Source organism: Sphingobacterium spiritivorum ATCC 33861, assembly GCF_000143765.1.
Lineage (GTDB): Bacteria > Bacteroidota > Bacteroidia > Sphingobacteriales > Sphingobacteriaceae > Sphingobacterium > Sphingobacterium spiritivorum.
This window is the reverse complement of record NZ_GL379770.1, coordinates 180,974-194,814: the sequence shown is the minus strand read 5'-3', so window position 1 is coordinate 194,814 and position 13,841 is coordinate 180,974. Positions and strand designations below refer to the sequence as shown.

At 40.7% G+C, this 13,841-nt stretch carries 11 protein-coding genes; 5 read left to right on the top strand and 6 right to left on the bottom strand.

The features are described from left to right. The first annotated feature begins 39 nt into the window (after positions 1–39). The 3 genes from HMPREF0766_RS00895 to HMPREF0766_RS00885 all read left to right on the top strand — a co-directional run bounded on the left by HMPREF0766_RS00895 (position 40) and on the right by HMPREF0766_RS00885 (position 3,275). Entirely contained in the window at positions 40–417 is a 378-nt protein-coding gene (locus HMPREF0766_RS00895; protein ID WP_002992915.1) for an START-like domain-containing protein, read from the top strand. Between the two features lie 86 nt (positions 418–503). After that, positions 504–1,988, top strand: coding sequence for an LptF/LptG family permease (locus HMPREF0766_RS00890; RefSeq protein ID WP_002992914.1), 1,485 nt, complete (start codon positions 504–506; stop codon positions 1,986–1,988). Between the two features lie 72 nt (positions 1,989–2,060). After that, entirely contained in the window at positions 2,061–3,275 is a 1,215-nt protein-coding gene (locus HMPREF0766_RS00885; RefSeq protein ID WP_002992913.1) for a bifunctional 3,4-dihydroxy-2-butanone-4-phosphate synthase/GTP cyclohydrolase II, read from the top strand. Positions 3,276–3,323: 48 nt separating this feature from the next. Here the strand turns inward: HMPREF0766_RS00885 and HMPREF0766_RS00880 are convergent, their stop codons facing one another. The 5 genes from HMPREF0766_RS00880 to HMPREF0766_RS00860 form a co-directional block, all read right to left on the bottom strand. Further along, complete coding sequence (locus HMPREF0766_RS00880) at positions 3,324–6,416, bottom strand: efflux RND transporter permease subunit (RefSeq protein WP_002992912.1); 3,093 nt, start codon at positions 6,414–6,416, stop codon at positions 3,324–3,326. A gap of 1 nt (position 6,417) precedes the next feature. Then, positions 6,418–7,524: an efflux RND transporter periplasmic adaptor subunit gene (locus HMPREF0766_RS00875; protein ID WP_236590571.1), complete on the bottom strand. Its 1,107-nt coding sequence runs from the start codon at positions 7,522–7,524 to the stop codon at positions 6,418–6,420. Between the two features lies 1 nt (position 7,525). Then, entirely contained in the window at positions 7,526–8,794 is a 1,269-nt protein-coding gene (locus tag HMPREF0766_RS00870; RefSeq protein ID WP_002992910.1) for a TolC family protein, read from the bottom strand. Positions 8,795–8,884: 90 nt separating this feature from the next. After that, a complete protein-coding gene (locus HMPREF0766_RS00865; protein ID WP_002992909.1) occupies positions 8,885–10,234 on the bottom strand; it encodes a sensor histidine kinase in 1,350 nt (449 codons plus the stop codon). Position 10,235: 1 nt separating this feature from the next. Then, positions 10,236–10,913 (bottom strand): response regulator transcription factor, encoded by a 678-nt coding sequence (locus HMPREF0766_RS00860; RefSeq protein ID WP_002992907.1) that lies wholly within the window; start codon positions 10,911–10,913, stop codon positions 10,236–10,238. 184 nt (positions 10,914–11,097) lie between these two features. Between HMPREF0766_RS00860 and HMPREF0766_RS00855 the strand changes: the two genes are divergently transcribed. Together HMPREF0766_RS00855 and HMPREF0766_RS00850 are read left to right on the top strand one after the other, a co-directional pair. Next, entirely contained in the window at positions 11,098–11,490 is a 393-nt protein-coding gene (locus tag HMPREF0766_RS00855) for a thiol-disulfide oxidoreductase DCC family protein (RefSeq protein ID WP_002992905.1), read from the top strand. Between the two features lie 93 nt (positions 11,491–11,583). Next, a complete protein-coding gene (locus HMPREF0766_RS00850) occupies positions 11,584–13,014 on the top strand; it encodes an NAD-dependent succinate-semialdehyde dehydrogenase (protein ID WP_002992904.1) in 1,431 nt (476 codons plus the stop codon). 26 nt (positions 13,015–13,040) lie between these two features. On the opposite strand, the gene HMPREF0766_RS00845 is transcribed toward HMPREF0766_RS00850, so the two are convergent. Further along, positions 13,041–13,790: a proline and serine-rich protein 1 family protein gene (locus HMPREF0766_RS00845; protein ID WP_002992903.1), complete on the bottom strand. Its 750-nt coding sequence runs from the start codon at positions 13,788–13,790 to the stop codon at positions 13,041–13,043. Between the last annotated feature and the right edge of the window lie 51 nt (positions 13,791–13,841).

Below are 13,841 nucleotides of genomic sequence, written 5' to 3'. Positions count from 1 at the left end.
AGGCAAAAGTAAAACAACTAAACAAGTGCAAAATATCGTATGGAAGAAAAAGTAAAATTTCAACGCGAATATATCATCAACTCGTCGCCACGCATTCTTTTCCCGTTTTTGGAAGAGGCAAATGCCTTGGCGCAGTGGTTTGCTGACGAAGTTCATTACCGTGACAACACCTATGAATTTATATGGGATAATGAAAGCCACAAGGCCAAACTCATTGCCTCCAAAGAAAACAAAAGTGTAAAGTTCAAATGGTTGGACGATGAGCCCTATTTTTTCGAAATGGAGATCAATCAGGATGAACTGACAAATGATGTCGCTTTATCCATCGTTGATTTTGCGAAAGAGGATAATCTGGAGGATCGAAAAAAAATCTGGGACAATCAGATAGAATATCTCCAAAGTGTTATTGGAGCATAAAAAATCTTTATCTTTGTAGCATAATAATATATTATGCTACAACTTACTCTAAATTAATAGTGATAGGTTGTACAGGGAGCTGACGAATGAAAAAAATTCACTTATTAATTCTTCAATCTTTCATAAAGCCGTTTATCGTCACATTTTGTATCGTGATGTTTGTGCTATTGATGCTTTTCCTTTTCAAGTATATAGATGATTTGATTGGAAAAGGATTTGAATGGTACGTTATTCTGCAGCTTATCGGCTATCAATGTGCTGTACAAATGCAGATGGCTCTCCCTCTATCCATGTTATTATCTTCGATTATGACATTTGGTAATCTGGGTGAAAGCTATGAACTGGTAGCTATCAAAGCTGCCGGAGTATCTCTTCGCAAGGCCATGACTCCCCTGTTTATTCTCGTCGCCCTATTCAGTGCAGGTTCTTTTTTGTTCTCTGATTACATATTACCTGTCGTAAACCTGAAGATGGGTTCTCTGCTATATGATGTGCGGAATAAGAAAGCAGATTTTCTGATCAAACCCGGAATATTTAACAATACCATTCCCGGATATGCTATTCGCGCAAAGAGTAAAAGCAAGGATGGTACCGTATTAAATGAACTGATGATCTACGATCATACATCCGGCAGCTCATCTAACAATGTACTCTTAGCCAAAGAAGGCTTTGTTCAAAATTCTCCGGACAACAGCTACATGGTTCTGAAGTTAAAAGACGGTATCCGTTACGAAGAGTCAAAAGGGAAAGACAGCAAGTCCTATGATCCCAGAAAACAATTTGTACGTTTCCAGTTTAAGGAGACCGAACAGAAATTTGATATGGGTGATTTTCAGATGAAACGTACAGACGAAAATCTGTTTAAATCTCATCACGCCATGTTGAATCTTCGTCAGCTCAAGATGTACACAGACTCTAATCATCGACAGATGGATAGCGTAGGTCGTATGGCTGAACATGATATTCGAAATTATTATAATTATTATTCCAACTATTTCCGTTCTCCGGGTATGAAAATTGTTCCGGCCAAAGTAAAACCGTTCAAGAATCTGCTTGAAGATGTGGTTCCTGCCACAGAACGCAGACAGATCGTCGGATCAGCCATGACACAATCCCGTTATATTACGGAGACATTGGGCAATAAAACACTGGAATATAAGGCATTCAGAGATAAAGATATCCGGTACCGTTTAGAATTCCATCGCAAATTCACATTGGCAGTCTCCTGTTTACTCCTTTTTGGTATCGGGGCACCGCTTGGTGCTATCATCCGTAAAGGAGGATTAGGACTTCCGGTAGTAATGGCGATTATTTTCTTTCTGATCTATCACATCATATCTACGGTGTCCGAAAAAGCAGCAAAAGATGCGAGCTTAGCACCGATGACAGGTATGTGGATGGCTATAATAGTACTGACTCCACTGGCAATATTTCTGACCTATAAATCTACTACAGACTCCTCCCTATTCGATGTTGAGCAATATAAACTCAAAGCACAATCGATCTGGAAATGGATCAGAACCAGGTTTACTAAACATAAAAACATTCCCCAGCAGGGCACTTCAATATAATTATGACAGGTTCATTATAAATACTTGTATAAACAACTCTAACTTTGTAAAAACATATTTTCTTAAATTAAAATGGAAATAAAGCTTAATTCGATTGAAGAAGCAATTGCCGATATACAAGCCGGTAAAGTAATTATTGTAGTAGATGATGAAGATCGTGAAAATGAAGGCGATTTTGTTACCGCAGCCCGAAACGCGACTCCGGAAATCATCAATTTTATGGCTACACATGGCCGTGGATTAGTATGTGCTCCTTTAACAAAAGAACGTTGTGATGAACTGGGCCTTGACCTTATGGTTGGACAGAACACAGCTGTGTACGAGACTAATTTTACCGTGTCCGTAGACTTACAGGGGTACGGTTGTACAACTGGTATTTCTGCTTCAGATCGTTCAAAGACGATCAAAGCTCTAATCGATCCGAATATCCGTCCTGAAGAACTGGGACGTCCGGGGCATATCTTCCCGCTCATTGCAAAAGATGGTGGTGTACTTCGCCGTACAGGCCACACGGAGGCAACTGTAGATCTGGCTCGTCTTGCCGGATTTGAACCTGCCGGTGTATTGGTCGAAATATTGAAAGAAGACGGAGAAATGGCACGTCTGCCGGAGTTGATTGAAGTAGCGAAACGTTTTGACCTTAAGATCATCAGCATTGAAGACCTGATCGAATATCGTTTGAAACATGATTCATTGATTAATGAAGAGGTAACAGTGAATATGCCTACGGAATATGGTGATTTTCAATTAAAAGCCTATACACAAAAAGATACAGGCGCACAGCATTTAGCCCTTTACAAAGGAGAATGGAAAGAAGATGAGCCGATTTTAGTCCGTGTACACAGTTCATGTATGACAGGAGACATCTTCGGATCATGTCGTTGTGACTGCGGGCCGCAGCTTCACAAAGCAATGGAAATGATCCAGCAAGAGGGCAAAGGTGTCATTGTATACATGAATCAGGAAGGCAGAGGAATCGGCCTTATCAATAAACTGCATGCTTATAAACTGCAGGAAGGTGGTGTAGATACAGTAGATGCCAATCTTCAGCTCGGTTTCAAACCCGACTTAAGAGACTATGGTGTAGGTGCACAAATTCTCCGTAATCTTGGAGTGACTAAAATGCGTCTGATGTCTAACAATCCCACAAAACGTGCCGGACTGGTAGGATATGGTCTGGAAATTATTGAGAATGTGCCTATCGAGATTCAGGCAAATCAATACAACGAAGAGTATCTGAAAACAAAACGTGACCGTATGGGACATACAATCATGAAAAACTTGTAAGATCAATAAAAAAACAGGGGGCTCATCAATGATGAGCCCCCTGTTTTTTTATGCGTATTCCTTTTTATAGGCCTGATAAAAAACTACAGGTAGGACAGCGAAAGACAGAATCAGACAAATAATCAATCCCCCGACAATCATAATAGCCAAAGGCTTCTGAATCTCAGAACCCATGCCGCTGGAAAGTGCAGCAGGCAGCAATCCCATTGATCCCATCAATGCGATCATAACCACCGGACGGATCCGGCTTTTAACACCTTCATAGATCGCATCTTTCAGCTTCATTTTATGTTTCAGATTTTCCTTCATCACACCTATTAGTACAATACCATCAATAGTGGCCACTCCGAAGAGAATGATAAACCCGATTCCGGCAGAAATACCAAAGATAGTCCCGGTTATCCAGAGTGACAGGAATCCGCCGATAAAGGCAAATGGCAACGTAATAGCAGATATCACTGTATCTTTGACATTTCCAAAATTGGCATACAACAGGATCAGGATCAGCACCAACGAAACCGGAACTACCATCATCAACTGTTTTGATGCACGTTCTTTACTTTCAAACTCCCCGGCCCAGACCATTTTATTCTCTTTCGGAAGTTTTACATCCTGCTTTACTTTCGTCTTAGCCTCCTGAATAGTGCTTCCCAGGTCACGGCCTTCAATATTAAAGCCGACCCCTATATATCTGGAATTTCCTTCCCGGTAAATAAATGCAGGACCGGTATGATAGTCAATCGTTGCAATCTCCCGAAGCGGAACTTTCTGGTCATTCATAGTAGGGATCAGGATATTACCGATCTTTTCGGGATTATCCCGGTAATCCTTTTGAAAACGTACCATTACATCAAACATACGTTCGTTCTCATAGAAAGTCGTTGCAGACTGCCCGCCTATAGTCATTTCGATAACAGATTGCACATCATTGGTAGACACTCCATATTTAGCCATTTTAGAATCGTGAAGCTGTATCCTCAATTCCGGCAATCCGATATTTTTAAATACATTAATATCTGTAATACCATGTACCGATTTGATAGCATTAGCGACTTCAAAGGCTTTCTTTTCCAGCTCATAGAGATCATCACCAAAAATCTTAATAACCAACGGACTCTTTACCCCGGCCACATATTCTTCAACATTATCCTGTATCGGCTGGCTGAATCCAAATGTAATTCCGGGATATTGCTGAAGCTTTTGCCGCATCTGGGCGATGAGCTCATCCTTGGAAATCTTTTGCTTCCATTTTTCTTTTGGCTTCAGTTCAATATTAAATTCAATATTAAAAAATCCTGTAGGATCTGTACCGTCATTTGGCCTTCCTGTCTGCGTCATAATGAAGTCTATCTCATCAAAGTCTGTTCTAAGCATCTCCTTCATTTCCTTCGTCAGTTTGACAGATTCATCGAGATTCACACTATTCGGCAGTGTAGCCCGCACATAAATAGCACCTTCATTCAGTTTGGGCAAGAATTCCGAACCATAAAAATGAAAACGAAAGGCACATCCGATCAAAATAAATACAAAAACTCCGATTGTCCATTTCTTATGCTTAAAGGTGAACCTGAAAAAGTTAAACACATATTTCCTGAAAAACCTGGAAATAGCATTTTCCTTTTCGCTGATATTTTTATTGAGCAGATATTTACACATTGCCGGCACATAGGTCAGACTCAGGATCAGAGAACCCAGCAAGGCATATCCAAGTGTAAATGCCAGTGGAGAAAACATCTTGCCTTCCACTTTCTGGAAAGAAAAGATCGGTAATAAAGCTACGATCAGAATCAATAAAGCAAAGAAGATATAACTGGCTACTGAACCTGCACTTTTCTTAATAATACCCAGTTTTGAAATCTTGTTGAACCGGGCAGCTCCGAGGTGATGAGCCTCCCGTTCCAGTGCAACAAATACGGTTTCAACAATGACCAGCGTTCCCTCCAGTAACAGACCAAAATCCAGAGAACCCATGGAGATCAGATTAGCAGGAAGCCCCTGTATCCGAAGCATAATGATAGCAAAAAGAAAGGCCAGCGGAATAACTGAGGCTACGATAAAAGTAGTTTTCCAATTGTATAAAAAGATAAATACAATAAAAGATACCAGCAATATACCTTCCACCAGATTTTTGGAAACCGTGTGTACGGTATTATCAACCAGTTTTGTCCGGTCTACAATGGGAACGATCTGCACATTCTTTGGCAATATCCGATTATTCAGATCTTCAATCTTGGCTTTCAGCCGTACGATAACATCTGAAGGATTCTCTCCCCGCAACATCACCACAATTCCTTCCACGAGATCGTCCTCCTTATTATAGCCGACCTGTCCTAATCTTGGTTTGGCAGAGATAGATACTTCTGCCACATGTCTGATCAGAATAGGTGTAGACCCATTCACTTTGATTAGAATATTCTTAATATCATCTACTTTGTCCAGTAAGCCGACACCCCTGACGACATAGGCCTGATTACCCTGCTGTATCACATCTCCTCCCACATTGATATTTGATCGGGATACCGCTTCATATACATCCAGAGGTGACAAATTATAATTAGCCAGTTCAGTAGGGTTGATCTTTATCTCATAGATCTTTTCTTCTCCACCAAAGCTCACGACATCAGCAACCCCCGGAACAGAGACCAATTCACGTTCTATGGTCCAATCCTGAATCGCTGAAACTTCTTTGATAGGCAGATCACTTTTTATGACATAGCGGAATATCTCTCCCGTAGCTCCATAGGGTGGTTCAATTTCACTCTTTGCACCCGATGGAAGTTCGACCCCGTTCATTCTGTTAGCCACGTACTGTTGTGCATAGAAATCATCTACCTCGTCATCAAATTGTACGGTCACAACGGAAAGACCAAAAAGAGAAATGGAACGTACCTCCGACTTCTTGGGAATGGTATTCATTTCCTTAGAGATCGGGAGTGTTACAAATTTTTCTATTTCTTCCGCACTCCGTCCGGACCACTGCGTAATAATACGTGCTCTGGTATTGGTAACATCCGGAAAGGCTTCAATAGGCGTATGGAGATAGGCATATATCCCTGAGCACAACAGGACAACTGTCGCAAAAATAACAATAAGGGAATGCCTTAATGAAAAGGCTACTATATGTTGAACAAATTTCTTCATCTTATTTCATCAACTCTTCAAATACTATCAATTCGTTCTTAGTGATTACCTGGTCACCTTCTTTGTACCCTTCGCGCACATAAGTATATTCATTATTTTCAGCAACGGCCTTGATCGGCATGACTAACAGATCACAATCACCATTATACACAACAGCATATTTCTGATTATTGTTAAAGATAATCGCATGATTGGGAATAGCGATCAGGGACTCTCCTACCAAGGATGATTTATCTATAATCACATCCGCACTCATACCAGGCTTCAGTCTCAAATCTGCATTATCCAGAAGTACTCTGGCTTTCAGGACACGTTCATCCTGATCAAACACATTGGAAATCTGCTGAATCTTACCTGTGAAAATTTCATCAGGATAAGCCAATGTCTTGACAGCAACTGTAGCTCCGTTTTTGACATACTGCAGGTTATTTGCGTAGATATTGACCATTACCCATATCTGTCTGAGATTGCTGAGTGCAAAGAGCTGATCCTCATTATTAATATTTGCTCCCGGATTAAGGTTTTTTTCTACAATATAGCCGTCTTTAGGAGCCTTGATCTCAAAAACACCTCTGTGAGAAGTCGCGTTATACAGATTCATATTGGCATCGAGGCTCTGCAGAGCCGACTGCAGAGTAGCCAGTTCCATGCGCACTTCTTCTACCTGACGGGCAGAAGCCAGACCATCCTGAAACATACTCTGCGTGGAGGAGACTTTCTGTCTGGCCAGTGCAATCTGATTTGTCAGACTTTGCCTTTCATTAGACATATCGTTCACCGAGGTACTGCGTACAGTAGCCAGCACCTGCCCTCTCTTGACAAATTGTCCAAGGTTGAACTGCACATTCTCGACTACACCTTCCAGCATACTCTTAAATTTGACCACATCATCCTCATTATAGCTGATACTTCCCGTCAGCGAGATTTGTTCCTTTACAGGCCGGTAAGCTAAAGGTTCGAGTGCTATTTTCTTTTTGAATTCTTCATTCAGACAAAATTTATCCTGTTTGTCATCTTCGCCTTCTTTTGTTTGATCAGTCCCTTGTCCACAGGAAACAAAAGACAGCAGCAGTGCCATTAATACGGGAGTATAATATATCTTTTTCATCTTAAATATCTTTTCCGATAACATATTGCAGTTCTTCGATAGTTTTTAAATATTGTTCTTTACGGTCAATAAGGTTTTTCTTGTTTTCAAGATAAGAGGACACGAAATCCACAAATTCCATTACGGAAATATTACGATTCTGAAAATTCCGGGTATATTTCTCAAGGGAAAGATCCAGTTGCTTATCAAAAGCACCGCTCAGCTTTTCCAGAATCCGCTGCAACTGAACTAACCGCTGTACCGTTGCATCGATTTCATTTACGATCATGAGTTTATTTTGGGTAAGCTCCGTAGTACTTTTTTCGATTTCCAGTTGTGCAATACGGATATTCCCCTGATTACGGTTAAAAACAGGGAGTTCAATGCTCGCACCAAGACCGATGAAGTCCGGCATCACATTTCCTCCGCGATCGTATCCCAGACTTAATTGCACATTAGGCTTTCGCTCTGCTTTTTCTATTACCAATTGCTGCCTGCTGATGTCCAGTTGATTGCTAGCCATCCGAAAATCCGCTCTGTTCTCCAATGCAGTCTCTTTCCATCTCAATAAATCCGGAATAACGTACGTATTGATCTGCAAGGCATTGGCCAGCACAATAGACTCCGGTCCTTCTACATTGGAATAGGTCTTTATCTTTTTGATCAGGTCAATCTTACTGGCTCTGATTTCCGCCAGTTCATTTTCAAAGGACAACATTTCCGAATGGATACGCACATATTCCATTTCACTTACATTGCCCTGTTTCCATTGTTTCTCAAAAGCCTCAGACAGATTACGGAACAGTTCAAACTGGGATTGGTACAGTGATTCCTGACCCTGCAACTTCTGTAATTCAATTACTGATTCCCGCAGGTCGAACTTCAGATTACGCAATGTTTCCTCAAATTCCAGTTCCTGATTCTTAAGGTTCAGTTGCTCCAGTCTTACTCTCTTCTTACGTTTCCCCGCCGTTTCGATAAGTTGTTCCAGTTCTAAGGCTACCTGTTGATTTCTTCCCCAGTTCCCTATTAACGGAGACATGGTCTCCACAGGATTATTTTTCCAGAGATTGACTTCCGAAATAGAAAATGTAGGGTTGGGCCACAGTTTGGCCTGCAGGATGGCTGCTCTTGACTGTTCAATCTTATACTTCCCCGCCAGCAGTTCCAGATTGGAAGAAAGAAAGTGTTGTTCGATCTGCTCTTTGGAACGAACCACAACGCTGTCCTGCTGCGCAAAACTCTGAAAAGAAACGGTAATGAATATGCTTATAGCTGCTAAATATTTCACACGATTTAATTTTGCAACAAAACTAATCGTGGCAGATTACACCCGGATTTGAGGAAGATTAGAATTTGGTTAGAACGGGTTAGAATTTAATTAGAGCGTACCTGGAAACAAAAGCTCAACAGTTGTTCCCTGCGGATTTGATTGGATATAAAAATCAACTTTGTGTTGCTTGAAAATCACAGAAGCCAGTGAAAGTCCGATACCGCTACCTTTCGTCGCTCCGATATTCTTACCTCTGTAAAATGTCTGTGTAATCAAAGGCAGATCATGAGCAGAGATACCTATACCCTGATCGATAACAGAAAGGTTTAATCGCTCATTCACCTGCTCCAGCCGGATCAGTACCGGTTTATTACCGGAATATTTAATGGCATTTTCTACAATATTCAGAATAGACAGCTGGATCAGCACTTCATTACCTTTCACATTCAGTACATCCGGATTTCTTACTTGCAGATCTACATCTATCTGTGCCTGATAGTCCTCCTGGCACTGACTCACAATGTTCCACACCACTTCATCCAGACGAAATTGCTGAAAAGCATCTGTCGAATTCCGTGCTTCCGTCAGGATCAGCATATTATTGAGAATATCTTCCAAAGCATCTACATTTTCAAGTGCAATACGCGTAGCACGCTGATATTCCTCCGGACTTCGTTCCTTCTGCGAAAAAACTTCCAGTGTACCGGATATAGCGGTCAGTGGTGTTCTGAATTCGTGCGAAACATAACTGACAAAATTTTTCTGGATTGCAAAGGTCTCGGAAACTCTACTCAACAACGCATTGTAGGTGTCTACCAATTCCTGAAGCTCATCTCCCGAATCTATAGAAGAAATCGGCTGATGAATAGTAGCTATCTCTTTATTACGCACTTCTTCCACCACCCTTTTTATCGGTCTGTAAGCGATCTTGCTCAACACCTTAGCCAGTACGACTATACTCGTCCAGGCTGCCAGCAGTACTACTACCACAATAGCCAGGAGTCTGTTGATCTGATTTTCAAATTCCGAATTCTGTTCTTTCACAAAGACATAAAAATCACCCTGATTGTCCGGATAATACATACCATAATAGAAATGGTTAGTGGATTGGAAAGAAATCTTTTTGCTTTTTTTCAATTGATTCAGCCTGTCTGCTGATATGTTTTGATCATGCATAAGGTCTCCGAACCGGACTTTACCTGTAGCGTCATAAATGGCTACACGGGAGCGGTGGATCAGGTTTTCAAACTGAATTTTAAACTCATTATGCTTTTCTCCGGATTGTTCATCTTTTTCCAGATAATAGATACCCGTAATAAGGCAGGTTTTCTCCAGTTCCTTGAAGACGGAACGTTCCGATGATTTATAAAATGTCCAGTAAATAAGAATTGCAGCCACAGAGAAGATCACACCGAATATCAGTGAAGTAATAAATGCTAATCTGTTTCTTAAATTCATATTATCCCTGAAACATATATCCTGTACCTTTTACAGTCAGAATGAATTGATGTTTACTTTCATCTATTTTGTTGCGCAGATATGATATATATACATCTACCACATTGGTATTATTATCAAAATTGATTCCCCATACCGCATTTAAGACCATTGTACGTGATACTACTTTATCGGTATTTTCTGCCAGATATAATAATAATTTGAACTCTTTTGGAGAAAGCTCAATTTTCTCACCATCCTGATATACCGCATATTTATCCCGATCGATCTTTAAATTCTGGATGACAAGACTGTTACTCAATACTTCCTGTTTTTGGTATTTCGTTCTTCGTGTCAATGCATTGATACGGGAAATAAGTTCTTTGAAATGAAAGGGCTTGACCAGAAAATCATCGGCACCACTATCCAGAGCTGCAATCTTGTCTTCGGCTTCATTCAATGCACTCAGCATCAGTATAGGCGTCAGATTCTTTTTATAACGGATCATTTTCGTAAGCTGGATACCATCAATACCGGGCAGCATTACATCCATAATAATGACATCAAAGCTATGTTCGAAAACGACTTCACGTGCCTCTTCAGCAGATACACACAGTTGTACATTAAATCCGTTCTCTTCCAGTCCTTTGACAATAAAATCACTGATCCGGGCATCATCTTCTACAAGTAATATCTGCATAATCTGTCTAATAGTCCAATACTTCAAATCTAGCCAAAAAAGATGTATTCGGAGAGAAGAAGAGTTTATGTTTTTCAATTTCAGGATTAGAGATAAGGATTTCACATTCTCTTTTTGACTTCAAAATGGCCTTATTAGATGTGATTATACGTACTTTTATAAGGTTAATAAAACAGTAATTTTGATGCTACATACTAAAAATATCGTTTTATTCGATGGCATCTGTAATGTCTGCAATGGCACGGTGAATTTTATTATGAAGCACGACAGGCAGCATAAATTTTATTTTTCATCGCTGCAATCTCCTCTTGGTCAGCAAGTGCAACAACAAACCGGACATCAGCTGGACTCCATCCTCTATATCAGACAAAACAAAGTCTGGAATAAAAGCAATGCTGTGCTTTATATCGCTAAGGATATGGGATTTCCCTGGTCTCTTTGTTTTATTTTCAAGCCGCTGCCAACTTCTTTACGCGATCGTTGTTATGACTTTATAGCACGCAACAGATACAAATGGTTCGGCAAAAGAGAACAATGCCGGGTTCCGACTGCTGAGGAACGTCAGCATTTTATCTGATAGCACTGTTCTATTCAAACAGATATAAAATCCTGATGAATACACCTGCCTCAAATCAGTTGTATCATCGCCCTTAATACAAATTATATACAGATGAAAAACTCATTATTGATTAACAAAGCATATATCAACGGTAAATTCGTTTCCGGTACAAAAACATTTGATGTCATTAATCCTGCAACCGGAAAGGTTATCGACGCGCTGCCTGATCTTTCGGTCAAAGAATGTACGAAAGCAATCGTTGCAGCAGAAAAAGCCTGGTTATCCTGGCGTGATGTACCTTCGGGAGAGCGCTCTGCCCTGATCCGGAAGTGGTATGAGCTGATCCTCGAAAATAAAAAAGCTCTTGCTGAGATTATGACACTGGAAAGCGGAAAACCTTTACAGGAGTCTCTTACGGAAGTAGATTATGGCAACTCATTCGTCGAGTGGTTTGCTGAAGAAGCCAAACGTGCTTACGGAGAAACCATCCCCTCTTCAAAAAAAGGAATGCACCTGATGACTATCAAACAGGGAATAGGAGTTGTGGCGGCCATTACTCCCTGGAATTTCCCTTTAGCAATGGTGACTCGTAAAGTAGCGCCCGCACTGGCTGCAGGTTGCACGGTCATATTAAAACCGGCATCTCAAACTCCTTTTACAGCAATCGCTATTGCAAAGCTTGCGGAAGAAGCGGGACTGCCTAAAGGCGTTATCAATGTTATCACCGGTAAGGATAGTGCCGGTATAGGTAAAGAACTGGCGACTCATAAAAGTATCCGGAAATTATCTTTCACAGGCTCTACCGAAGTCGGAAAAACGCTAATGGAACAATCCGCTTCGAATATCAAAAAATTGTCTATGGAATTAGGTGGTAACGCGCCTTTCATAGTGTTTGATGATGCAGATATAGACGCTGCTGTACAGGGAGCGATCGCAGCAAAATTCAGAAATTCAGGTCAGACCTGTGTGTCTGTCAACAGATTTTATGTTCAGGACAGTGTATATGATACTTTTTCAAAAAAACTCACGCAGGCTGTAAAGGGACTAAAAGTAGGAAATGGTTTGGACAAAGGGGTTCAGGTGGGTCCGCTAATCAATGCAAAAGGACTTGAAAAGGTAGAGCTACATGTAGCTGATGCAACAAAACGGGGAGCTAAAATTGCTGCCGGAGGAAAGCATATAGACGGATTATTCTTTGAACCTACAGTGCTGACTCATGTCCCGACAGATGCACTGATCGCACATGAAGAAACATTTGGACCGGTATGTGCTCTTTTCAGATTTACGACAGAAGAAGAAGCTATCACATTGGCTAACGATACAGAATTCGGACTGGCTTCTTATTTTTACAGTCAGCAGTTGAATCGCTGTTTACGTGTTGCAGAAAGATTAGAGGCAGGTATGGTGGGTATTAATGTAGGATTGATATCCAATGCTGCAGCTCCTTTTGGCGGAGTCAAAGAATCCGGGGTAGGTCGCGAAGGTTCCAGATACGGACTGGATGAGTATATGGAAATCAAATATTTATGTTTTGGCGTTTAATAAACGCCAAAACATAAATACTCAGCTTATTTAGAAGAATTGATAAACGACATTAACTTTTCTTTGCTATCTGAAAAGACAAGTTTGTCCAGTAAGGTATGGTAATTTCTACGGTCATAACAAGTAGCGTAGGCTGCCCGGGCAAATGTCAGTTTCCCATCATCAAACGAAAATAAATCCAGTACCTGACCGATCTGCTTTACGGTCATACTGTTTTTCTGTGCGATCATAGAGGCTACCTTGGCTTTGTCACTATCAAACCCCTGCCGATTGACAACACGTATAGCATCCTTTAACTCTTCGGCTGTCATGACTCTTTGGCTATATTCTCCTTCTCCGGGATCAACAAAAACAGGATCATTAGGATAACCAAAATCATAGGTATCAAAACTACGCTGATCCGGCATTCTGAATTCTACAGGAAACATGGCAAATAACCTTAATTCCGGTCTTCCGACTCTGGAATAACGCACAAGATACATTTTATCCATAAAATAACCGTCTTCATCTGTAGGTCTGAAATTGTAGGAGACGATACTCGCCAGTCTTCTGTTTTTGAATTCCAGACGTACATCGTAGGATCTCTTTTCTAATCGTTCAATACGTACTGCAGTGCTGTACTGATCGTTGTAACGAACATTATTAAGATATAAAATAAAAGGCTCCCGCTCCGAAAAAACGCTGAATACACCATTCGTAGAATTAGGGGTCTGAGCAAAAGCACTTGTCAGGCAAAGAAATGCAATAAGGCTAAAAAAGAGTTTACGAATAATCATATAATAGGATATTAATTTAATTCTATGACTACTATGTAAGGGAAAGGATTA